Annotated in this window: 19 protein-coding genes and 2 tRNA genes; 9 read left to right on the top strand and 12 right to left on the bottom strand. The window is 56.3% G+C overall.

Annotation, left to right across the window (positions count from 1 at the left end):
* Positions 1–91: 91 nt before the first annotated feature.
* Positions 92–2,023 carry a M10 family metallopeptidase gene (locus ACR0AL_RS03755; protein WP_170348571.1) on the bottom strand — a complete coding sequence of 644 codons (1,932 nt, stop codon included), beginning with the start codon at positions 2,021–2,023 and terminating at the stop codon, positions 92–94.
* Between the two features lie 555 nt (positions 2,024–2,578).
* Between ACR0AL_RS03755 and ACR0AL_RS03750 the strand changes: the two genes are divergently transcribed.
* The 3 genes from ACR0AL_RS03750 (at position 2,579) to uvrA (ending at position 5,818) form a co-directional block, all read left to right on the top strand.
* Positions 2,579–2,655: transfer RNA gene (locus ACR0AL_RS03750), tRNA-Asp, on the top strand.
* Positions 2,656–2,707: 52 nt separating this feature from the next.
* A tRNA-Asp gene (locus tag ACR0AL_RS03745) sits at positions 2,708–2,784 on the top strand.
* Positions 2,785–2,959: 175 nt separating this feature from the next.
* The gene (gene uvrA, locus ACR0AL_RS03740; protein ID WP_480662010.1) at positions 2,960–5,818 is read left to right on the top strand and encodes an excinuclease ABC subunit UvrA; all 2,859 of its coding nucleotides are present in this window, start codon (positions 2,960–2,962) and stop codon (positions 5,816–5,818) included.
* Between the two features lie 11 nt (positions 5,819–5,829).
* Here uvrA and ACR0AL_RS03735 read toward each other — a convergent pair whose 3' ends face one another.
* From ACR0AL_RS03735 to ACR0AL_RS03715, 5 genes are all read right to left on the bottom strand, one after another.
* Complete coding sequence (locus ACR0AL_RS03735) at positions 5,830–6,159, bottom strand: hypothetical protein (protein WP_480662008.1); 330 nt, start codon at positions 6,157–6,159, stop codon at positions 5,830–5,832.
* A 97-nt stretch (positions 6,160–6,256) separates the two neighbouring features.
* Entirely contained in the window at positions 6,257–7,129 is an 873-nt protein-coding gene (mmsB, locus tag ACR0AL_RS03730) for a 3-hydroxyisobutyrate dehydrogenase (protein WP_170348574.1), read from the bottom strand.
* Positions 7,130–7,132: 3 nt separating this feature from the next.
* Positions 7,133–8,173, bottom strand: a complete 1,041-nt coding sequence (locus tag ACR0AL_RS03725; protein WP_480662006.1) for an enoyl-CoA hydratase/isomerase family protein — start codon at positions 8,171–8,173, stop codon at positions 7,133–7,135.
* A gap of 7 nt (positions 8,174–8,180) precedes the next feature.
* Entirely contained in the window at positions 8,181–9,323 is a 1,143-nt protein-coding gene (locus ACR0AL_RS03720) for an acyl-CoA dehydrogenase family protein (RefSeq protein ID WP_480662004.1), read from the bottom strand.
* A gap of 91 nt (positions 9,324–9,414) precedes the next feature.
* On the bottom strand, positions 9,415–10,530 hold the full coding sequence (locus ACR0AL_RS03715) for a carboxylate-amine ligase (protein WP_170409689.1): 1,116 nt from the start codon (positions 10,528–10,530) through the stop codon (positions 9,415–9,417).
* Between the two features lie 133 nt (positions 10,531–10,663).
* Here ACR0AL_RS03715 and ACR0AL_RS03710 point away from each other — a divergent pair, with 133 nt between their 5' ends.
* Positions 10,664–11,515, top strand: a complete 852-nt coding sequence (locus ACR0AL_RS03710; RefSeq protein ID WP_170348578.1) for a class I SAM-dependent methyltransferase — start codon at positions 10,664–10,666, stop codon at positions 11,513–11,515.
* A gap of 60 nt (positions 11,516–11,575) precedes the next feature.
* Entirely contained in the window at positions 11,576–12,052 is a 477-nt protein-coding gene (locus ACR0AL_RS03705) for a fasciclin domain-containing protein (RefSeq protein WP_170348579.1), read from the top strand.
* Positions 12,053–12,102: 50 nt separating this feature from the next.
* Here the strand turns inward: ACR0AL_RS03705 and ACR0AL_RS03700 are convergent, their stop codons facing one another.
* Both ACR0AL_RS03700 and ACR0AL_RS03695 read right to left on the bottom strand, forming a co-directional pair.
* A complete protein-coding gene (locus ACR0AL_RS03700) occupies positions 12,103–12,687 on the bottom strand; it encodes a L,D-transpeptidase (protein WP_170349399.1) in 585 nt (194 codons plus the stop codon).
* A 212-nt stretch (positions 12,688–12,899) separates the two neighbouring features.
* Positions 12,900–14,399 carry a CoA-acylating methylmalonate-semialdehyde dehydrogenase gene (locus ACR0AL_RS03695; RefSeq protein ID WP_226688500.1) on the bottom strand — a complete coding sequence of 500 codons (1,500 nt, stop codon included), beginning with the start codon at positions 14,397–14,399 and terminating at the stop codon, positions 12,900–12,902.
* A 105-nt stretch (positions 14,400–14,504) separates the two neighbouring features.
* Here ACR0AL_RS03695 and ACR0AL_RS03690 point away from each other — a divergent pair, with 105 nt between their 5' ends.
* The 3 genes from ACR0AL_RS03690 to coaD all read left to right on the top strand — a co-directional run bounded on the left by ACR0AL_RS03690 (position 14,505) and on the right by coaD (position 16,479).
* Positions 14,505–15,407 (top strand): LysR family transcriptional regulator, encoded by a 903-nt coding sequence (locus ACR0AL_RS03690; RefSeq protein ID WP_170348581.1) that lies wholly within the window; start codon positions 14,505–14,507, stop codon positions 15,405–15,407.
* Between the two features lie 57 nt (positions 15,408–15,464).
* The gene (locus ACR0AL_RS03685) at positions 15,465–15,902 is read left to right on the top strand and encodes a CBS domain-containing protein (protein ID WP_480662002.1); all 438 of its coding nucleotides are present in this window, start codon (positions 15,465–15,467) and stop codon (positions 15,900–15,902) included.
* Between the two features lie 85 nt (positions 15,903–15,987).
* Positions 15,988–16,479, top strand: a complete 492-nt coding sequence (coaD, locus tag ACR0AL_RS03680; RefSeq protein WP_170348583.1) for a pantetheine-phosphate adenylyltransferase — start codon at positions 15,988–15,990, stop codon at positions 16,477–16,479.
* Here the strand turns inward: coaD and gap (ACR0AL_RS03675) are convergent.
* The 3 genes from gap (ACR0AL_RS03675) to gap (ACR0AL_RS03665) all read right to left on the bottom strand — a co-directional run bounded on the left by gap (ACR0AL_RS03675) (position 16,471) and on the right by gap (ACR0AL_RS03665) (position 18,774).
* Positions 16,471–17,475 carry a type I glyceraldehyde-3-phosphate dehydrogenase gene (gap, locus tag ACR0AL_RS03675; protein WP_480662000.1) on the bottom strand — a complete coding sequence of 335 codons (1,005 nt, stop codon included), beginning with the start codon at positions 17,473–17,475 and terminating at the stop codon, positions 16,471–16,473. The genes coaD and gap (ACR0AL_RS03675) overlap by 9 nt on opposite strands.
* Positions 17,476–17,557: 82 nt before the next feature.
* Entirely contained in the window at positions 17,558–17,701 is a 144-nt protein-coding gene (locus ACR0AL_RS03670; RefSeq protein WP_170348585.1) for a hypothetical protein, read from the bottom strand.
* A 71-nt stretch (positions 17,702–17,772) separates the two neighbouring features.
* Positions 17,773–18,774: a type I glyceraldehyde-3-phosphate dehydrogenase gene (gene gap, locus ACR0AL_RS03665; protein WP_480661998.1), complete on the bottom strand. Its 1,002-nt coding sequence runs from the start codon at positions 18,772–18,774 to the stop codon at positions 17,773–17,775.
* A gap of 181 nt (positions 18,775–18,955) precedes the next feature.
* On the opposite strand from gap (ACR0AL_RS03665), the gene ACR0AL_RS03660 reads away from it, so the two are divergent.
* Positions 18,956–19,918: a DUF808 domain-containing protein gene (locus tag ACR0AL_RS03660; RefSeq protein WP_480646553.1), complete on the top strand. Its 963-nt coding sequence runs from the start codon at positions 18,956–18,958 to the stop codon at positions 19,916–19,918.
* 57 nt (positions 19,919–19,975) lie between these two features.
* On the opposite strand, the gene tkt is transcribed toward ACR0AL_RS03660, so the two are convergent.
* Positions 19,976–22,000, bottom strand: coding sequence for a transketolase (gene tkt, locus ACR0AL_RS03655; protein WP_480661996.1), 2,025 nt, complete (start codon positions 21,998–22,000; stop codon positions 19,976–19,978).
* Positions 22,001–22,022: the final 22 nt, after the last annotated feature.

Raw genomic sequence — 22,022 nt, 5'->3', positions numbered from 1 at the left:
TGCAAGGGTACCCAAAGGGTAAAATTTCTATGCTGCGGACACAAAAAAACAGGCAGCATAAACCTGCTGCCTGTTGATTTCGCATACAGCCTTACAGGATGAAGTCGTTCGCTGTCAGGTCGTGTAGACCAGATAGCTTGATGACCATCTCAGGATCACTGTCATTGTCTGTGTCAACGTAAACCAGGGTCTGGTCGAATGCCGTGCCAGCGTTGTCCTGCTTGACGAAATAGATCTCACCTTCGTCGGACGATCCGATTGGGGTCGTGCCGTTGAAGACGAAAGCGTCATCGCCAACAAGAACCGTGCTGGCGTCGATACCGCTCAGATCGATCTTGTCTTCGCCTTGGGTGAAATCCGTGATCTTGTCGGCCAGAGACCCTTTGGTACCGCTGTCGGTGATATCATTAAAAACAAACGTATCCGTTCCGATACCGCCGGTCATCGTATCCACGCCGGCGCCGCCGATGATCGTGTCGATCCCTTTGCCACCGAAGATCGCATCATTTCCTAGACCACCGTCAATGATATCAGAGCCGTTGCCACCACGCAGTGTATCCCAACCATTGCCACCGGAAATCGTATCTTTGCCAACGCCACCCTGAAGCAGATCCGCGCCTTTCTGGCCGTCAAGCGTGTCGTTTCCATCGTTACCAATAAAGGTGTTTGCCAGATCATCGCCAGTAAGCTGATCGTCCTGCGCAGTTCCTACGGCGTTTTCGACCAAGGTGATCGTATCCATGCCGTATCCGGTATCCTGAGCGGTCGTAACCGACAGATCCACGGTCGCAGCAGATGAGCCGTTGAACGAGAGGGTATCAATCCCAAGGCCACCTGTGATGGTGTCGTTGCCATCGCTGTCTTTGATGATGAAATTGTCCAAACCGTTGCCGCCGGTCAGGGTGTCGTTGCCTTGACCACCGATCAAGAAATCGTTTCCTTGGCCGCCTTTAATGGTGTCGTTGCCATTTCCGCCTGCAATCAGGTCATTGCCACCATTACCGACCATGAGGTTTGCAACGTCGTTGCCATAAAGGAAGTCTCCGGCGTGGCCACCAGCAGCGTTTTCAATGACAACACCATTGGCGATCGTGAAGCCACCGCTGACCCCGGCCGCGTGCGACGGCGTTCCCCCAGCATCGTGGCCTTCCAGATCAGCTGCCTTCAGGCTGATCCTCACGCTTTTCCAAAGGCCACTGGCTGAAATTGTATCAGTTCCACCCGTATCCCAGATCGCTTCCCAATAGGTGCCGGGAGCATTGGACCCTTTCAAAGAATAGACGTTGTTGCCCGTATTGTTTGACGTGGTTCCATAAATCGCTTGAAGAGCGGCGATGTCCAGTGCCATGGGCGAGGCTACGCCGCCGTAGTTGAACGAAGGCAGTGGCACAACCTGCGGGTAGCCAGAATTATAGGACATGATCGTGTAGACGGCTTGGTTCTGACCATCGGTTCCATAGTCATCGAACGCCTGTGTCACACCATCGAAGACGGTTGATTGTCCACCATTGTCATGCGGATGTGCAAGGCCGAGGCCATGCATGATCTCATGCACAATGGTTGCAAATCCTTCGCCGCCCTTTGCCAGCGCGGATTGGCTGAACAGAGGAGTATCGTATGCGAACCAGCCAAACAGGGTGTTGATACCAAACCCTTGCAGAATGGGATCGCTTCCGGGCACTTGGTGTGCGCCGAGGCCGCCATCAAGGGATTGGGTTGTAACTAGACCCCACGAGATGTTTTCGTAATAAGGCGTCCCCTGAGGCGATAGGAAATTGACCTCGACAAAATCAATCGGGATGTATTGTTCGATCACGGCCAGGGCTTGGCGGAACGCCTGTTTTTCATGGGGGAGAAAATCTACGAAGCCCTGAACCGACGAGTCCCCGAATGAATAGGTAATCGTGCCAGCCGGTCCTCCGTTATTTGTGCCAAGGTTCCAAGAGGTCCCCCAAATCAATCCGTCAACATATTCATGACCGGTTGGGCTGGCGCCCGGGTAATTCTGATTTGCAACTGACATTCCGCTATTTCCATCATTAACAACGCAACCGATAGGTCATCACAAATCATGACTTTTGATTGCGTTAAGCTTCCTTCCGATCTCGTAACCCGAGATTTTGTTATCCGCTGGGATACTTCACTTCGAGACTTGCCTGCGCAAGTTTGCCGACACGTATTTTTGATTTTGTGGGGGCAGTGTCGCCTCTTGCACACGCAATGTGGCTGAATAATGGCGGGGGTTTCAAGCCGCCCAAAAGGTCGTTTTGCTAGATACAGATATATCGAGGATTATGTTCGGGTTTTTTAGAAAGCATACAACTTATGAGTGTACTTCGATGGAATCGATTGAAGGAAAAATCCTTGGATATTTCGACATTTCCATGTTTAAGAATCATTTTAGATAAAGTGTGTTTGGGGTCTTGCGGTAGCTTCGGAAAGGTCTGGTTCCGAAGAAGGTGTGTCGCGAAGCCCGGAAACAATTTCTGCCTTCTTTAAAAAAACTTCAAAACCCCGCTTGACGATGCCGGGGCGTGGCCATAATACACCCCAACGTTCAGCAACGAACGGGCAGCGGGCGGTTGTAGCTCAGTTGGTTAGAGTACCGGCCTGTCACGCCGGGGGTCGCGGGTTCGAGCCCCGTCAACCGCGCCATCGCTGCCAGCCTTTGATCCGGGTTAATGGATCGCACATAGACCCTAAATGCGCGGTTGTAGCTCAGTTGGTTAGAGTACCGGCCTGTCACGCCGGGGGTCGCGGGTTCGAGCCCCGTCAACCGCGCCATTTTCCTGAAATACCGAATATTCAATCAACCCCTTCCGGGGCACGCATCGGATCGGGGTCATACTGTCAGGAGATGTCGGCAATAATCCGATTGTTCACACTTTGTTCTAACTTTTCTATTGGAGACTCGGAGCCGCTCGCCTATTTCTAGGACACTTGTGTGTTGGGGGCCAAAATGGCTGAGCTGAAAAATATCGAGGTGCGCGGTGCGCGCGAGCATAACCTCAAGGGCATTGACGTGGATATCCCGCGCGATCAGCTGGTGGTGATCACCGGGTTGTCGGGTTCTGGCAAGTCGTCTTTGGCGTTTGATACGATTTATGCCGAAGGTCAGCGTCGCTATGTCGAAAGCCTGTCGGCTTATGCGCGTCAGTTCCTGGATATGATGGAAAAGCCGGATGTAGACCATATCAGCGGCCTGTCCCCGGCGATTTCGATTGAACAGAAAACCACGTCGAAAAATCCGCGTTCGACCGTTGGGACGGTGACCGAGATTTACGACTATATGCGTCTGTTATTTGCGCGCGCGGGGACACCCTATAGTCCGGCTACTGGGCAGCCCATCGAAGCACAGCAGGTACAGGACATGGTCGACCGCATCATGACGATGGAGGAGGGCATGCGCGGCTATCTGCTGGCCCCCATCGTGCGGGACCGCAAGGGAGAATACAAAAAGGAATTCCTCGAACTGCGCAAACAGGGATTTCAGCGCGTCAAGGTGGATGGCGAGTTCTACGAATTGGACGAGCCGCCCACGCTGGACAAGAAATTCCGCCACGACATTGACGTTGTGGTCGACCGCCTGGTCGTGCGCGAAGGGATGGAGACTCGACTGGCCGACAGTTTGCGCACCGCTTTGGATTTGGCAGATGGGATCGCGGTTCTGGAAACCGCCCCGCGCGAAGGTGATCCAGAACGCATTACATTCAGTGAAAATTTTGCCTGCCCGGTCAGCGGCTTCACGATCCCCGAGATTGAACCGCGCCTGTTCTCATTCAATGCGCCTTTTGGTGCCTGCCCGGATTGTGACGGCCTGGGGGTCGAACTGTTTTTTGACGAACGTCTTGTGGTGCCGGATCAGACGCTGAAGCTTTACGACGGGGCACTGGCCCCGTGGCGCAAAGGCAAGTCACCCTATTTCCTGCAGACGATCGAGGCGATTGCCCGCCATTACGAATTCGACAAGAACACCCCATGGAAAGATTTGCCCACAAAGGTACAACAGGTGTTTCTGCGCGGGTCTGGCGATGAGGAAATCCAGTTCCGTTATGACGAAGGCGGTCGGGTGTATCAGGTCACTCGCAGTTTCGAGGGCGTGATTCCCAATATGGAGCGCCGTTATCGCGAGACCGACAGCGCCTGGATTCGGGAAGAGTTCGAACGCTACCAGAACAACCGGCCGTGCGGCGCATGCCACGGCTATCGTCTGCGCCCCGAGGCTTTGGCCGTCAAGATCGCAGGTCTGCATGTGGGGCAGGTTGTTCAGATGTCGATCAAAGAGGCTCTGGCTTGGGTCGAGGATGCTCCGAACCATCTCAGCGTTCAGAAGAATGAGATCGCACGGGCGATTCTGAAAGAGATTCGTGAACGGTTGGGATTCTTGAATAACGTTGGATTAGAATATCTTACGTTGTCCCGTTCAAGTGGAACACTGTCCGGGGGCGAAAGCCAGCGGATTCGTCTGGCCAGCCAGATCGGTTCCGGCCTGACCGGCGTTCTGTACGTGCTGGATGAGCCCTCAATCGGGCTGCACCAGCGGGACAACGACCGCCTTCTGGGCACGCTCAAGAACCTGCGCGATCAGGGCAACACGGTGATCGTCGTCGAACATGACGAAGAGGCAATCCGTGAGGCCGACTATGTGTTTGATATAGGACCTGGAGCCGGTGTTCATGGCGGACAGGTAGTCAGTAAGGGCACACCTGAACAGATCGCTTCAGATGCAGCCTCTATGACCGGCCAGTATTTGGCAGGCACACGGGAAATTGCCGTTCCAACAGAACGGCGCAAGGGGAATAAGAAAAAGGTCTCGGTGGTTAAGGCGACGGGCAACAACCTGAAGAACGTCACCGCCGATTTCCCTCTGGGTAAGTTTGTCTGCGTGACCGGAGTGTCGGGCGGTGGCAAATCGACATTGACGATTGAGACGTTGTTCAAAACCGCTTCGATGCGTCTGAACGGTGCGCGTCAGACCCCGGCACCCTGTGAGACAATCAAGGGACTGGAACATCTGGACAAGGTCATCGATATTGACCAACGTCCAATCGGACGGACTCCACGTTCGAATCCAGCAACTTACACCGGGGCCTTCACCCCGATCCGCGACTGGTTCGCCGGTCTGCCGGAGGCCAAGGCGCGCGGCTACAAGCCCGGTCGGTTCAGCTTTAACGTCAAGGGTGGCCGGTGCGAAGCCTGTCAGGGTGACGGCGTCATTAAGATCGAGATGCACTTTCTGCCCGATGTTTACGTCACCTGCGAAACCTGCAAGGGCGCGCGCTACAACCGCGAAACGCTCGAGATCAAGTTCAAGGGTAAGTCCATCGCCGATGTTCTTGATATGACAGTGGAAGATGCGCAGGAGTTCTTTAAGGCCGTGCCCTCGATCCGCGACAAGATGGATGCGTTGGCACGAGTCGGGCTTGGCTATATCAAGGTCGGTCAGCAGGCGACTACGCTGTCTGGTGGCGAGGCGCAGCGGGTGAAGCTGTCAAAGGAGTTGTCCAAGCGTTCAACCGGGCGGACTTTGTATATCCTGGACGAGCCGACCACCGGTCTTCATTTCGAAGACGTCCGTAAGCTATTGGAAGTGCTGCATGAACTGGTCGATCAGGGCAATACGGTTGTGGTGATCGAACACAACCTGGACGTTGTGAAAACCGCCGACCACATCATTGATATCGGCCCCGAAGGTGGCGATGGTGGTGGTGAGATCGTCGCGACAGGCACGCCCGAGGATGTGGCTGCAGTGGAACGCAGCCATACGGGGCGGTATCTGAAGCAGATGCTTGAGGGCGCGCGTGTTGCTGCGGAATAGGGGGCTGATCCTCAGTTGAGGATGTCAGCCACCGCACCGATTAGGTTCAGCACTTTTCGTGTATCAGGATCGACGCGATAGACATAGTCACCTGCGCGGATGTAGCTGCCACGGTTCAGCCCATAGCGATACGGGTCGTTGATCCAGCGATAGTCGCGGTTGATGTAGTCGCCCGTGCGATAGAGGTTCTTAACCTGACCCGGCGGCACACACGGAACGGCTTTCTTGGCCAGTCCAGGAGGGCAATGCCCGGCTTTCCCTTTGCCGTTCCCGGCGTCGGCAAGCCCAGCGCCGAGCGCGAGCGCGAGGATTGACGTGGAAATAGTTAAGACTCGCGACATCTAACTTCCCTCTGCAAACATGCCGTAGTTAAAGACAAATGGCCGTTGGTTCCTGTATGGTCAACCCCGTGGGCAAGAAGCCGCCCACGCAGCGCGCCTAACTACGACCGCGCTTTTCGAACCGCGGCAGCATGGCAGAGAAGTCCATGCCCAATCCGCCCTCAGACTCAACGAACTGTTCATAAAGCGCGGTTGCGGCCTGACCCATCGGCGTATCGGCATCCGAGCTTTCGGCGGCTTGTTGGCTTAGACGCAGGTCTTTCAGCATCAATTCAGCGGCGAAACCGGGTTGGTAATTGTTGTCTGCTGGGCTTTCCGGCCCCACGCCGGGCGCGGGACAATAGGCGTTCATGGTCCAGCTATAGCCCGAGGATGTGCTGACCACATCAAACATCTTTTGCCTGTCCAGGCCCAGTTTATCTGCCAGGGCAAAAGCTTCGCACGTGGCAATCATGGTGACACCGAGGATCATGTTATTGCAGATCTTGGCAGCCTGACCGGCGCCGGATTCACCGCAATGAACGGCTTTTTGACCCATGATATCGAACAGCGGCGCGGCTTTCGCAAATGCGGCATCGCTGCCACCTGCCATGAAAGTCAAAGTGCCAGCCGCTGCGCCGCCGATACCACCCGAAACAGGGGCATCTACCGCCAGAATTCCAGCCTGTTTTGCCTGATCCGCGACGGCGCGGGCGCTGTCGACATCGACGGTTGAACAATCGATCCACACAGACCCGGATTGCATTGCAGGGATGATCTCATCTCCGACAGCGCGCAAGATTTTTCCGTTTGGCAGCATGGTGATGACGATATCGGCGTTTGCGGCAGCTTCGGCACCCGAACCGGTCATGGCAACACCAGAGACGCTGACCTCGGCCATGTCAAAACCAGTCACCTCATGCCCGGCTTTTGCCAGATTGGCGGCCATTGGATTGCCCATGTTGCCCAGACCGATAAACCCGATTTTCATCTCTCAAACCTCCTCAAATGTCAGCATGTCTTTGCCCAGTGGCTGCAGCATTTTCGACACCGCCACCGCTGGTACGGATTGGTCGGCAAACCGCCATTGTGGATTACGGTCCTTGTCGATGATCTGGGCGCGAATTCCTTCCAGAAAGTCGCCATGCTCCATCGCGCGGAACGTATAGCGGTATTCCAGTTCCAACGCCTTGCGCAGCGTCAGGCTGGGCCCCCGTAGGCGATGCAGCGCTTCGATCGTACAAGCCATCGACAGCGGCGAATTGCGGCCCATCAGCGTCAGCGCGTCCGCAGCCATTGCGTCGCTGGAATGGGTCAATGCGTTTAGGACATCGCCGAGGCTTTCCCCGGCGAATAGGGCTTCGATAACGGAGTGCTGTTGTTCCAACGTGCTTTCGGGCGGCGGCGTGGAATGTTTTGCAATCAGTTCGGCATCACCCGAAGCCTCGAGCATCTCGATTAAGGCGGACCAATCCGATATCGGGATGAAGTGGTCGGCAAAACCGGCAAAGACGGCGTCTCCGGGGCCCATGCGATGACCGGTTGTGCCCAGGTATTCGCCTAGACGACCGGGGGCCAGCGCCAGCATCAATGTGCTGCCAACATCCGGCAAAAGCCCAATCGAACATTCCGGCAGAGCAATCTTCGAGCTTTCCCCAACGATCCGGTGGCTGCCATGGCATCCAATGCCCACGCCACCGCCCATGGTGAAACCCTGCAGAAAGCTGATGACCGGTTTGGGGTATTCGAAGATCAGCGCATTCAGCCGGTATTCATCGCGCCAGAAGGTACGTCCATAATCGAAATCCCCCTTGCAACCTGACGCGTAAAGGTCGGCGATATCGCCGCCCGCACAAAAGGCCTTGTCGCCTTCGGCGTCCATAATGACCAGATCCACGGCATCATCTTCGCGCCAGTTGCGCAGGGCCGTGTCGATGGCCATGCACATATCATAGGTCATCGCGTTCAGGGCCTTTGGTCGGGTCAGGGTGATGCGCCCGGCGCGACCAGTGATGCGGATGTCGATGTCTGGCATGTGTTCCTCAGTGTTCGGCAAGCATTTGACGGGCGACGATGACCCGCATGATTTCATTGGTGCCTTCCAGAATCTGGTGAACGCGCAGATCGCGCACCAGTTTTTCGATGCCATAATCGGCCAGATAACCATAGCCACCATGCAATTGCAGGCATTGGTCGACAGCTTTCGATCCAGTCTCGGTCACAAATTTCTTGGCCATGGCGCAAAACTTGGTGGCATCGGGCGTGCCCTGATCCAGCTTCCAGGCGGCCTGCCGCAGGAAGGTACGGGCGGCTTGCAGTTCGATCTCCATATCCGCCAGCCGGAATTGCAGCGCCTGAAACTGGTCAATCGATTGGCCAAATGCCTTGCGTTCAGACATGTATTGCAAGGTCATGTTGAGCCCGGACTGGGCAGCCCCCAGGGAACAAGAGGCGATATTGAGCCGCCCGCCATCCAGACCTTTCATCGCATATTTAAACCCATCCCCTTCGGTGCCCACCAGATTTCCGGCCGGGATGTGGCAGTCATCGAATTGCACCTGCGCTGTCGGCTGGCATTTCCAGCCCATCTTCTGTTCCAGCGCGCCAAAGCTGAGGCCCGGCGTGCCGTCCTCGACATAAACCGTTGAAATGCCCTTTGGCCCATCCTGGCCGGTGCGCACCATGCAGACATAGGCATCAGAGTAACCACCACCCGAGATAAAGGCCTTGGTGCCGTTCAGCGTATACCCCTCATTCGTGCGATCCGCGCGGGTTTTCAGTGCAGCCGCGTCCGAGCCTGATCCGGGTTCCGTCAGGCAATAGCTGAGGATGGTATTGAGGCTTAGCACATCCGGCATGATGCGGGATTTCAGATCGTCGCTTCCGAAACTGTCCAACATTTTGGCGCACATGTTGTGGATCGACAGAAAGGCCGCGACGGAAGGGCAAGCCATTGACAGCGCTTCGAACACCAATGTCGCGTCCAGACGGGTAAGGCCGGACCCGCCGCTGTCTTCCGAGACATAAAGCCCGCCGAACCCCAACTCGCCAATTTGCGGCCAAAGGTCTTTGGGGATGGTTCCGTCAGCCTCCCACTGGCGTGCGTTCGGGGCGATCTTGTCCTGCCCGAAATCATACGCCATGTCGAAGATTGCGGTTTGCTCTTCTGTCAGTGCGAAATCCAAGGCTTGCCTCCCACGCTGCCAAATGAATTGAACGACTGTTTATTTCTGAATTCTTACAGAAATTTTGCACGGCCAGCAATCGGCAGGGGCATTAAAGATCGTGATGAAATTCTTCGATCAGGTGCTGCACGACGGCTTTGCCGGGATCATCGCCGCGTGCTGCAGCTTCGGCATGGACGCGGCGCTGTCGGGTGGCCGACGTGCCGGTCTGTGCGATTTGCTGCAGACGCGCCAGCTCGGTCATGGTGCCCAGTGCCTCGGCGTCTTCAGCCAGCATTCCCATCAGTTCGCCCATCAACTCGGGCATGGGTTTTATTGAACGGTCGCCAAAGTCAATCAGACCTTCGCCCACGCCATAGCGCTGCGCGCGCCAACGGTTTTCACTGATTAGGAACTGGTCATAGTGCCGCCAACGCAAGTTCCGGTCCTTCAGGCGGCACAGCATTCGGGTCAGGGCCTGGACTAAGGCTGCCAGCGACAGTGTGTGTTCCATACGTGGCTGCACATCCATGATCCGTGTTTCCAGCGTGGGAAAGCGGTGTGACGGGCGCAGATCCCACCAGATTTTTGTCGTGTCCTCGATCACGCCAAGTTCGACCAGAATACCGGTAGTGCGTTCATAATCCGACCAGCTGGCCAAAACCGGCGGCAAACCCGTGCGCGGCAGGTTGTCAAAAACGGTCAGGCGATAAGATGACAGGCCAGTGTCCTCTCCGTTCCAATAGGGCGACGACGTCGACAAGGCCAACAGATGCGGCAGGAAGTAGGACAGCTGAGGCATCAGGTCGGCCCGCAGGGCAGGGTCTTCGACACCAACGTGAACGTGCATCCCGCAGATCAACATGCGCCGGGCCACGCCACCAAGGGCATGTTGCAGCGCGTCATAGCGATCTTTGCGGGTGTGGTGCTGTTTCTTCCAGTCGGCAAACGGGTGGCAGGACACGGCAATTGGCGCGAGGTTGTATTCTGCAGCCCGGCCCGCAACGCATGAGCGCAGGCGTTTCAAGTCTTCTCGGGCTGATTTGACTGTTGAATGTGGCCGGGTGCCGACTTCGATCTGGCATTGCAGGAATTCGGGGCTGACCTGTCCTTCGAAATCCGCTTGGCAAGCCTCCATCAGGGCAGTGGGTGCTTGCGCAAGTTGCAGGCTGTCGCGATCGACCAGCAGATACTCTTCTTCTATGCCCAGCGTGAATTCCTGCTGCATGGCGACCCTCGTACTACTAATCCGACCAGTGAATACGGAAATTTCTGTTTTGCCAAGCGTTTGGGGTGGCTCATCTTGCACAAGCCCGGCCCGCACGGGTATGGAACACGCGAACCGCAAATTGGAGCCGTCCGTGAAACCCAGAAAATTCCCACAGATCAATGCAGCCCTTGATGAGTTGGGGGTGAAGCTCGTCGATAAGGTCACAGAACTGGACGAGCGTGCGCGGCTTGAGGCGTTTGAAAGGGCAGGCGGATTGACCCGCCCGGCCTATGCCTTGTCGCCGGGGATGGAGGGATTTGATATCACCGAGCTGGTTGCAGAATATGGTCAGCACGCTGCCGCACTGGAGGCGTTGAAAGACCCTGCGCGCAATCAAACCGGCTATCGCCAGGGCAATGGATATTACGACAGCCCGGATGCTGACGCCTTGTACCTGATGGTCCGGCGGTTCGCACCCAAACGCGTGATTGAGGTCGGCTGCGGCAATTCAACCCGCGTCACCCGGCAGGCCGTCATCGACGGCGGTTTTGATACGCAGATCATTGCGATTGATCCGTATCCACGGGCGGATATCGCGCATGTCGTCGATCACTTTGAACAGAAGCGGCTGGAAGAGGTCGATCCGGCGCTGTTCGATCAGCTTGAAGCAGGTGACGTTCTGTTCATCGATTCCAGCCACGTCGTACGGATGAGCAACGACGTGGCACATCTGTTCTGCCGCATCATTCCCGCGCTAAAGCCGGGTGTGGTGATTCACGTACATGATGTTTTTCTGCCCTTCGAGTACCCCAAGCGGTTCTTCTATGATTGCCCCGGATGGGGAGAGCAGTACATCCTACATGCTTTGTTGCAATCTGGCGCGTATTCATTGCTTTGGCCGGGGTACTTCCTGCAACAGGATCGTCCTGATGCGGTTGAAGCATTGCCGTTTCTCAAAGACGGGCGCGCGCAGAGTATCTGGGTTCAAATCAAAGAAAAGTGATCCGGGCTGGCTGAACCTCCGTAACCCTTTTCATAACAAGCTGGAGAGGAGATAACAGCCATGTTTCGCCGCACATTCATGGGCGCCGCCGCCGCACTTGCACTTGCACTGCCCGTCAAGGCACAAGCTGCCGACATCGTGGACACCGCCGTTTCGGCCGGATCGTTCAACACTCTGGTCGCCGCTGTGCAGGCCGCAGGTCTGGTTGACACGTTAAAAGGTGATGGACCGTTCACCGTTTTTGCACCCACAGACGAAGCTTTTGCCGCGTTGCCTGAAGGCACGGTTGAAACGCTGCTATTGCCGGAAAATAAGGATCAACTGGTCGAGATCTTGACCTATCACGTGGTCCCGGCCAAGGTGATGTCAGGTGATATTGCCGGCAAACGCGCCAAGGTTCGCACGGTGCAGGGCGACCAGCTGAGCGTGAACGCCAAAAAAGGCGTCAAGGTCAATGATGCCAAAGTTGTGCAGGCCGACATTGAAGCCAGCAATGGCGTGATCCATGTAATCGATGCGGTGATCCTGCCGGAATAACGACCCCCGCTAAGTAGAAAGCCCCGGTCCTGGTGGCCGGGGCTTTTTTGTCAAACCAGTCTGACCTGAGTTCCAACCTGGACCAGAGGATACAGTTCCTCAACGTGCTGGTTGTAAAGGCCGATACACCCTGACGAGCTTTGGCGGCCAATCTTGCGCGTGTCATGGGTGCCATGCACCAGATAAGCGGGCCAGCCCAGATACATGGCGCGAGTCCCCAACGGGTTGCCGGGATCGCCACCTTCCATGCGTACGGGCAGGGATGGATCACGTTCACGCATAGACGCGGTTGGAGTCCAGCTTGGATTTTCAGTCTTGCGCTTGACCTCGGTATAGCCGCGCTTGGTAAGCTCTTCGCTCATCGGAACTGAGCTGGGGTACAGCTTATACGTTCCGTCCGGTCCCCAGTAATGCACTGCTCGGCTGGTGATATCGGCCAGCAGGCAGCCGACACCCAGCTCATCGAAGTGATCCTGCCAGTTCTGCTGTGAGAACGATGATACATTGCGGCGTACTGGCAATTGCGTGCTGATGGCCTCTTCATCCACCGGGAAGGCATCAGAGCTTTGAGCGCGCACCAAGGCGGGCGTCGCCAAAAGAGAAGCTGCGCCCAACAGGGCAGAGCGGCGGGTCATGTACGGATTTGACAAAGCGGCCTCCGGTATTCGTACTGCTCAAAACTAGGAAATTGGCAACAAACTATTGTCGCTTTAGTTGCTTTTCCAGTGCCAGAGCTGTGAATTTATCGTGAAGCCGGGATTTTCTTATCCAATGTGGCAATACTTCGCCAAAAAATACCGGCCCGTTGGGGGCCGGTATTGGTGGTAGGCAGTTTTGCGGATGCAGATCAGTCCATCGCTTTGAAGTTGAACTCACCACCTTCTTTGATGCCCGACGGCCAGCGCGAGGTCACGGTTTTGGTGCGGGTGTAGAACTTGAAGCTGTCTGGGCCGTGCTGGTTCAGGTCACCAAACATAGACTTTTTCCAACCACCAAAGGTGTGATAGGCCAGCGGAACCGGGATCGGAACGTTGACGCCGACCATGCCGATGTTGACACGGCTCGCAAAGTCACGCGCGGTATCGCCATCGCGGGTGTAGATTGCGGTACCATTGCCATATTCATGGTCCATCGCCAACTTCAGCGCTTCTTCATACGAACCTGCGCGAACGGTAGACAGAACTGGGCCAAAGATTTCTTGGGTGTATATGTCCATGTCGGGTGTGACATGGTCGAAGAGGTGCGGGCCGACAAAGAAGCCGTCTTCATATCCCTGCAAGCTGAAATCGCGGTTGTCGACGACCAGCTTTGCACCTTGTTCAACACCCGAGTTAATCAGGCCAAGAATACGCTCTTTAGCAGCACCGGTTACAACCGGTCCCATATCAACATCGTCCCCGGCGGTGTAGGGGCCAACCTTCAGTTTCTCGACACGCGGGATCAGTTTCTCGATCAACGCGTCGGCGGTTTCTTCGCCTACCGGTACAGCAACCGAAATTGCCATGCAGCGTTCGCCAGCTGCTCCGAAACCAGCTCCGACCAGCGCGTCGGCGGCTTGATCCAGATCGGCATCCGGCATGATGATCATATGGTTCTTCGCACCGCCAAAGCATTGTGCACGCTTCCCGTTTGCGGTTGCGCGGGAATAGATATATTGCGCGATCGGTGTTGAACCGACAAAGCTGACGCCTTGAATGATTTCGCTGTCAAGCAGAGTGTCGACCGCTTCCTTATCGCCGTTCACGACCTGGAATACGCCCTTGGGAAGGCCAGCTTCGACGAACAGTTCTGCCAGCATCAGCGGCACGGAAGGATCGCGCTCGGACGGTTTCAGTACCACCGCGTTGCCGCAGGCCAAAGCCGGGCCGACATGCCACAGAGGCATCATGGCCGGGAAGTTGAACGGCATGATCGAGGCGACAACACCCAAAGGCTGGCGCATCGAATACATGTCAATGCCGGGACCTGCGCTGTCGGTAAACTCACCCTTCAGCATCTGCGGTGCGCCGATGCAGTATTCGATAACTTCCAGACCGCGCTGAAGGTCACCCTTGGCATCGGGGATGGTTTTGCCGTGCTCGCGGCTCAGCGCTTCGGCCAGTTTGTCCATGTCGCGGTTCATCAAGCCAACCATTGCCATCATCACGCGGGCACGTTTCTGGGGGTTCGTTGCTCCCCATTTAGGCTGAGCAGCAGCGGCATCGGCAATCGCAGCTTCGGTTTCGGCAACACTGGCCATCGGGCAATGGGCCTGAACCTCGCCGGTGGCGGGGTTGAACACGTCGGCGAAACGGCCAGATGTACCTTCTACATTCTCGCCGTTGATATAGTGGGTCAGGTTCTGCATGACAAATTCCTTCCGGGTAGACCTGCCGGCAAAATAGACTTGCAAAAATTTGGTGAACAGAGGCAATGTTTCAAAATTGCTTTGCAAAAATGCAAAAGGGAAAATATGAATCCGAACTGGGATGATATGCGGGTTTTCCTGGCCGTCGCGCGCGAGGAAAGCCTGTCATCGGCGGGCCGTATCCTCAAGATTGATCCTGCAACTGTAGGGCGGCGCATTGCGCGGCTTGAGACAACATTGGATGCGCTGTTGTTTACGAAGTCGCAACAGGGATACATCCTGACCGCCGCAGGTGAACGCCTGTTGGACCACGGTTTGCAGGCCGAAGAGGCGATGCGCGCGGCGGCTGGTGTGGTCACTGGGTCAACCAAATCCCTCAGTGGGCAGATACGGATTGGTGCGCCCGATGGCAGCGCCAATTACCTGTTGCCTCAGGTTTGTGCGAAAATCAGTGATGCCAACCCTGATCTGGACATCCAAATCCTGGCGCTGCCAAGGATCATAAACCTATCCCGGCGCGAGGCCGACATGGCCGTAACTGTCAGCGCGCCCACAGCAGGAAGGTTGCTGGTCAAGAAGATCAGCGATTATAAGCTGCATATGGTGGCCACGCAGGATTATCTGGATCGCCATGCGCCTATTGGTTCAGTCAACGATCTTAAGGGGCACCGCCTGATTGGTTACATCCCGGATATGATCTTTGACCGAGAGCTGGACTATCTCAACGATATCGGCGTTGACCGTGTCGCACTTGCATCGAATTCGGTCTCGGTTCAATTGCGACAGGTTTCGTTGGGTACCGGTGTTTGTGTTGCCCATGACTTTACTTTGCCGTTCCATCCAAACCTGCGGAAAATCTTGACGGATCAAGTGGGTTTGACGCGAAGCTTCTATCTTGTCCGGCATCAGGGCGATCAGCGCAACGAACGGTTAAACCGCTTTGCCGAGGCTTTAACGCAAGGCATCCGTGACGAAGTTGCGCGGCTTGAAGCCGATGCCAACGCTTGACAGGTCGACACAATCGCGCAACGCTTTGGATAAATTCATTATTCCGGAGGTGCTTTCATGCTCGTTCAGGGCATTCTAAAATCCAAGGCGACAGACAGCGTCGTGACGGTCGAGCCTTCGATGACTGTGTCGGAGGCTGCGAAAATCCTTGCGGAAAAGCGCATTGGTACCGTCATCGTTTCCGAAGATGGTGGTCAGACGGCAGCCGGCATTCTGTCTGAACGCGATATCGTTCGTGAATTGGCTGCCAGTGGCAGCGGATGTTTGACGCAGCCGGTCAGCTCTTACATGACAAAGGATCTGATCACCACCACACGACAGGCCACGGTACAAGATATCATGGCCCGCATGACCGAAGGCCGCTTTCGCCACATGCCCGTGGTCGAAGAAGGTAAGCTGGTAGGCATTGTGACCCTGGGCGATGTGGTCAAGGCGCAATTGGCCGAGCTGGCGATGGAAAAGGATGCCCTTCAAGGTATGATTATGGGTCACTGACGGGGCTGGTTGCGATAGCAACCTCTTGCGCCGACAGCAAAGTTATGTTTGCTGACGCAGAATTTCCAGAACGCAGGAGAGCGTGATGCGGGTTGGTCTATACCCCGGAACCTTTGACCCGATAACTCTGGGCCATATTGACATTATCCGGCGCGCCTCGGCTTTGGTCGACAAGCTGGTGATCGGAGTAGCGATCAACCGCGATAAGGGACCGTTGTTTTCTCTGGAAGAGCGCGTGGCCATGATCGAGGCGGAATGTGCGCTGTTGTCTGAACAAACCGGAACCGAAATTGTCGCTCATCCGTTCGAAAACCTTCTGATCGATTGCGCCCGCGATGTGGGTGCACAAATCATTGTTCGCGGGCTGCGGGCCGTGGCGGATTTCGAGTATGAATTCCAGATGGTCGGAATGAACCGTGCTTTGGACGATTCAATCGAAACCGTCTTTCTAATGGCCGAAGCACGGCATCAGGCTATCGCATCGAAACTGGTTAAGGAAATCGCGCGCCTGAACGGGGACGTGTCGAAATTCGTGACGCCCCGCGTTCATACTGCATTGCGCGAAAGGTTAGGCTAACGCGCCCATCGCGGCGGCTGTGTCCAGCATCCGGTTCGAAAAGCCCCACTCATTGTCATACCAGGCCAGAACGCGCACCAATGTGCCGTCGGTGACTTTGGTCTCGGCCAATGACACAGTCGAGCTATGGGAATCGTGGTTGAAATCCATCGACACCAGTGGGCGGCTTTCGGCGGCCAGAACGCCCGGTATTTTGGCGGCGGCTTCGACGAACAGCGCGTTGACCTCTTCTTCGCTGGTGGGGCGCGATACTTCGGCCACCAGATCGACAACAGACACGTTGGGCGTCGGAACACGGATGGCCTGACCGGTCAGCTTGCCTGCCAATTGCGGCAGGACAAGACCGACAGCCGCTGCGGCACCCGTGGTGGTCGGGATCATCGACAAAGCCGCAGCGCGCGACAGATAGGGGTCTTTACCCGCGGCATCGTGAACTGGCTGGCTGGCGGTATATGCATGGACCGTGGTCATGTTGCCATGGACGATGCCAAGCCCGGCATCCAGCGCGGCGGCAACTGGCGACAAGCAGTTGGTGGTACATGAAGCATTTGAAACAACGGTATCCCCGGCTGTCAGCTCATGCTCATTCACACCATAGACGATTGTTTTGACGGCACCTTCGCCCCGCGCAGGCGCAGAGATCAGGACTTTCGTGGCACCGTTTTTCAGGTGACGTTCAGCCGCTTCGCGGGTGCGGAAAACGCCTGTGCATTCCAGAACTACGTCGATATCCGACCAATCTAGCGCTTCGGGGTCGCGCTCGCTGGACAGACGAATGGGTCCTGCGCCAACGTCCAGGCCTTCGTCGGTCAATGTCACCTTGTTGGAATAACGGCCATGTACGCTGTCGAACTCGAACAGATGCGCGTTCATCTCGGGTTTTGCCAAATCGTTGATGGCAACAATTTCTACATCTGTGCGTCCCGATTCCATCACTGCACGCAGAACTCCGCGTCCGATCCGACCAAATCCGTTGATTGCCAGCTTGAGTGTCATGTTCCGCTCCGTCCGAATTTCGACTTTAGTAAAGTTAGCGCTAACAAAGCCAGATGAGCGGAAAAGTCAAGCAAAACCTCTGTCAGCGCCAGAAAGCCAGCCAATCCAGAAAGGCGTAAAGCTTTTTCCCGAGGAAAACCAAATGTTCGGGTCCAAAGATAGCGTAGTCCAGAATCAACCCGCCAAGGATCAAGAGGCCAAGCCAGATAGCGATTTGGTTGGTCATAGCGGCCCCGAACGAAAATGCCCGCCCAGATAACCTGAGCGGGCAAAAATGTTCAAGATTTCAAACCGATCTTAGTTAAGCCGACCCATGGCAACAGCGACATCGGCCATGCGAACCGAGAAGCCCCATTCGTTGTCGTACCAGGCCAGAACCCGGACAAGGCGGCCGTCTACAACGCGGGTTTGTTCCGGCGCAAAGATCGAGCTTTCTTCGGTGTGGTTGAAATCGGTCGAAACCAGCGGCGCGGGTTCATAACCCAGAACGCGCTGCATCGGGCCAAGCGCGGCTTCGCGAACGATTTCATTGACCTCTTCGACAGACACTTCGCGCGATGAGCGGAAAGTCAGGTCCACCGCCGACACGTTCGGGGTAGGTACGCGGATGGCGGAACCGTCCAGACGGCCTTTCAGGTTCGGCAGAACCTCACCCAGTGCTTTCGCAGCTCCGGTCGATGTCGGGATCATCGACATGGCAGCGGCACGGGCGCGATACAGATCGCTGTGACGGCGATCCAGGGTCGGCTGGTCGCCAGTATAGGCGTGGATCGTGGTCATGATGCCGTTTTCGATGCCGACACCTTCGTCCAGAACCTTGGCAAGCGGAGCAAGGCAGTTCGTGGTGCAAGACCCATTCGAGACCATGTTGTCGTTGGCGGTCAGCGTGTTGTGGTTCACACCAAACACGATGGTTTTGTCGATGTTCTTGCCCGGTGCGGACAACAGAACCTTGCCGGCGCCACGCTCGAGGTGCGTTTTCGCCTTGGTGCCGTCATTGAATTTGCCGGTGCATTCCAGAACGACGTCGCAGCCTTCCCAATCCAGCTCGTTCATGTCGTAGGTCGAGAACATCTCCATCGGGCCGCGGCCCAGATCCATGGTGTTGCCATTGATGGCGATGTCGCGCGGAAACCGTCCATGAACGCTGTCGTATTTCAGCAGATGAGCCGAAGTTTCCAGCGGCCCGGTCGCGTTGACCTTGATAACTTCGATATCGTTCCGGCCTGACGCTGCGATATGCGACAGGGTACAGCGGCCGATACGGCCAAAACCATTGATGCCGACCTTGATGGTCATGTGACGTCTCCAAATGCGCTTGCCTTGCAGGCCATATAGCCGCGATTGGTGAATCTCAAAAGAGCAAAAGCGGCATATTTTTAATGTGTTAGCGCAAACTTCGTACGATTGCGCTAACGCTTGCACTGGCTGTAAGATTGGGTAGGTTCCTGAGGCGGCAGGTGACAGGAAAGGTAGCGCGATGAGCGGTCTTTTGGCTCTTTTGGATGACGTGGCGGGGATCGCCAAGGTTGCGGCGGCGTCGGTGGACGACGTGGTGGCGGCGGCGGGAAAGGCCGGGGCCAAGACGGCAGGGGTGATTATTGACGATGCAGCCGTCACTCCGAAATACGTTCAGGGTTTTGCGCCTGCGCGCGAGTTGCCAATCATCTGGCGGATTGCGCGTGGATCGGTATTCAACAAGATCGTGCTGTTGCTGCCTGTGGCCCTTTTGCTGGCCAATTTTGCGCCCTGGCTTATTACGCCGCTGCTTATGATCGGTGGGTCTTACTTATGCTTCGAGGGGGCTGAAAAGATATTTCATGTTCTGTTTCCACATGGCAGCCATGCCATTGATGAAGACATGAACGTGCGCGACCCTGGACATCTAGAGGAGCAGAAAGTCAAAGGTGCGATCAAAACGGATTTCATCCTGTCCGCCGAAATCATGACCATCGCACTGGCCGCGATCGAGGCGCCGAATCTGTGGATGCAGGCGGCGACTCTGGCGGTTGTGGGCATCGGGGTGACGGTGGCCGTCTATGGCTCGGTCGCGTTGATCGTGAAGATGGATGATGTCGGATTGTTTCTGGCAAACAATGCCCCGACACCTGTCGGGCGCGGGCTGGGGCGTGGATTGGTCAAGGCAATGCCCGGTGTGATGAAGACCCTGTCTATTGTTGGGACCGCGGCGATGCTGTGGGTCGGCGGATCGATCATCATTCATGGGATGGAAGTTCTGGGCTTCGGCTGGCTGGGCCATCACATCCACGACTGGGCATATGCGATTGGGCATTCCGTGTCAGACGGCTGGGTAGGGGCTGTCGAATGGATTTCCAAAGCAGCAATGGATGGTGTGTTTGGTCTGGCGTGGGGCTTTGTTCTGATCCCTGTAGCCACCAAGGTGATCGGGCCATTGCTATCAAAGAAGGCCGCAACACATTGAAATAAAAATAAAAAGGGCGGTTGATGCCGCCCTTTGCCTTATTCTTCGTGTGCTGGATTACAGTCCCAGCAATTTCTTGACCTTAGCAACGGTCGCCTCGGCAGTGATGCCAAAATGCTTGTACAGCTCATTCGCTGGAGCGGACGCGCCGAAGCTGGACATACCGATGAAGCCGGCCTTGGCTTCGCGGCCACGCTCACCCAATAGCCAGCGATCCCAGCCACCGGCGCGAACGGCGGCTTCGATACCGACGCGGACCGGACCACCGGGTAGAACGCGCTTGCGATAGGCTTCGTCCTGCTGTGCGAACAACTCCATACAGGGCATGGACACGACGCGAGTACCAATGCCTTCAGCCTCAAGCATCGCTTTGGCTTCCATAGCCAAAGAAACCTCGGAACCCGTTGCGATCAGGATGGCCTGACGTTTGCCTTCGGCATCAGCCAGCACATATGCACCTTGCGCGGTCAGGTTCTTGGCTTTGTGTTCCGTGCGTACGGTCGGAACGCCCTGACGGGTCAGCGACAGAACGGAGGGGCTGTCCTTGAACGTCAGTGCTAGTTCCCACGCTTCGGCGGTTTCCACAGAATCTGCGGGGCGGAACACATAGGTGTTCGGGGTCGCGCGCGAAATTGCCAGATGCTCGACCGGCTGGTGGGTCGGACCGTCTTCGCCCAGACCGATCGAGTCGTGAGTCATCACGAAGACCGAAGGAACCTTCATAAGCGCTGCCAGACGCATGGACGGACGGGCATAGTCGGTGAACGCCATGAACGTACCGCCATAAGGGCGAATGCCGCCGTGCAGGGCCATACCGTTCATTGCTGCAGCCATGCCGTGTTCGCGGATTCCGTAATGAATGTAACGGCCCTTACGATTTTCCGGTAGGAAGACACCCATGTCAGCCGATTTGGTATTGTTTGAACCGGTCAGGTCCGCCGAACCGCCAACTGTTTCGGTCATGATCGGGTTCACAACGTTCAGAACCTTCTCGGACGACGCTCGAGTTGCCAGTTTCGGCTGATCTTCCGAGATCTGCTTTTTGAACGCGCGGATCGCACCGGCCAGTTTTTTGGGCGCTTCAAACGCATAGGCGCGGTTGAATTCGGCTTGCTTGCGTTCGGACAACTGCGCGAAACGTTCTTCCCAAGCCGTACGCTCGGCGACGCCGCGGGAACCGATGGCCTCCCATGCGGATTTCACTTCGGCGGGCACATGGAACGCGTCATGCGGCCAGCCATAGCCTTCTTTCGCAGCCTTCAGTTGGTCCTGATCGGTCAGCGCGCCGTGACCTTTCGAGGTATCCTGAGCCGCGTGACCCAATGCGATGTGGCTTTCGCAGGCAATCATGGTCGGTTTATTCGACTTTTTCGCCTGTACGATGGCTGTGTCGATGGCTTGCGGATCATGCCCGTCAATCTCGATTACGTGCCAGCCCGAGGCTGCGAAACGGCGCACCTGATCGGTGCGATCAGCCATATCGACGGTGCCGTCGATTGTGATGTTGTTGTTGTCCCAGAAGACGATCAGCTTGCTCAGTTCATGACGACCGGCCAAGGTTATTGCCTCTTGGCTGACGCCTTCCATCAGGCAGCCGTCGCCGGCGATCACATAGGTATAGTGATCCACAACCTTCTTGCCATAATGCGCGCGCTGGATTTCTTCGGCCATGGCAAAGCCCACAGCGTTCGAGATGCCTTGGCCCAGCGGGCCGGTCGTGGTTTCGATGCCATCAACCAGGAAGTTCTCCGGGTGACCAGCTGTCTTTGCACCCAACTGGCGGAAGTTCTTGATTTCCTCAAGGGTCACGTCGCCGTGGCCGGTCAAATACAGCAGCGAATAGATCAGCATCGAACCGTGACCCGCCGACAGGATAAACCGGTCGCGGTCAGGCCAATTCGGGGCCGAGGCGTCGAATTTCAGGTGCTTTTCGAACAGCACGGTCGCAACGTCGGCCATGCCCATCGGCATACCGGAATGGCCGGAATTGGCGGCGGCGACGGCGTCAAGGGTCAGGGTGCGGATGGCCGCAGCTTTGTCCCAGTGTTCGGGGTTTGCATTGCGCAGCGCAGTCAGGTCCACGGGCGTTGTTCCTTTGGATTAC

This window comes from Ruegeria sp. BB1 (assembly GCF_056539465.1).
This window is presented reverse-complemented; position numbering and strand designations above follow the sequence as displayed.

What these genes read in the sequence shown, in the direction of transcription:
- ACR0AL_RS03755 (WP_170348571.1), bottom strand. Translation starts at nt 2,023, where the DNA reads ATGTCAGTTGCAAATCAGAATTACCCGGGCGCCAGCCCAACCGGTCAT.
- uvrA (WP_480662010.1), top strand. Translation starts at nt 2,960, where the DNA reads ATGGCTGAGCTGAAAAATATCGAGGTGCGCGGTGCGCGCGAGCATAAC.
- ACR0AL_RS03735 (WP_480662008.1), bottom strand. Translation starts at nt 6,159, where the DNA reads ATGTCGCGAGTCTTAACTATTTCCACGTCAATCCTCGCGCTCGCGCTC.
- mmsB (WP_170348574.1), bottom strand. Translation starts at nt 7,129, where the DNA reads ATGAAAATCGGGTTTATCGGTCTGGGCAACATGGGCAATCCAATGGCC.
- ACR0AL_RS03725 (WP_480662006.1), bottom strand. Translation starts at nt 8,173, where the DNA reads ATGCCAGACATCGACATCCGCATCACTGGTCGCGCCGGGCGCATCACC.
- ACR0AL_RS03715 (WP_170409689.1), bottom strand. Translation starts at nt 10,530, where the DNA reads ATGCAGCAGGAATTCACGCTGGGCATAGAAGAAGAGTATCTGCTGGTC.
- ACR0AL_RS03705 (WP_170348579.1), top strand. Translation starts at nt 11,576, where the DNA reads ATGTTTCGCCGCACATTCATGGGCGCCGCCGCCGCACTTGCACTTGCA.
- ACR0AL_RS03700 (WP_170349399.1), bottom strand. Translation starts at nt 12,687, where the DNA reads ATGACCCGCCGCTCTGCCCTGTTGGGCGCAGCTTCTCTTTTGGCGACG.
- ACR0AL_RS03695 (WP_226688500.1), bottom strand. Translation starts at nt 14,399, where the DNA reads ATGCAGAACCTGACCCACTATATCAACGGCGAGAATGTAGAAGGTACA.
- ACR0AL_RS03690 (WP_170348581.1), top strand. Translation starts at nt 14,505, where the DNA reads ATGAATCCGAACTGGGATGATATGCGGGTTTTCCTGGCCGTCGCGCGC.
- ACR0AL_RS03685 (WP_480662002.1), top strand. Translation starts at nt 15,465, where the DNA reads ATGCTCGTTCAGGGCATTCTAAAATCCAAGGCGACAGACAGCGTCGTG.
- coaD (WP_170348583.1), top strand. Translation starts at nt 15,988, where the DNA reads ATGCGGGTTGGTCTATACCCCGGAACCTTTGACCCGATAACTCTGGGC.
- gap (WP_480662000.1), bottom strand. Translation starts at nt 17,475, where the DNA reads ATGACACTCAAGCTGGCAATCAACGGATTTGGTCGGATCGGACGCGGA.
- ACR0AL_RS03670 (WP_170348585.1), bottom strand. Translation starts at nt 17,701, where the DNA reads ATGACCAACCAAATCGCTATCTGGCTTGGCCTCTTGATCCTTGGCGGG.
- gap (WP_480661998.1), bottom strand. Translation starts at nt 18,774, where the DNA reads ATGACCATCAAGGTCGGCATCAATGGTTTTGGCCGTATCGGCCGCTGT.
- ACR0AL_RS03660 (WP_480646553.1), top strand. Translation starts at nt 18,956, where the DNA reads ATGAGCGGTCTTTTGGCTCTTTTGGATGACGTGGCGGGGATCGCCAAG.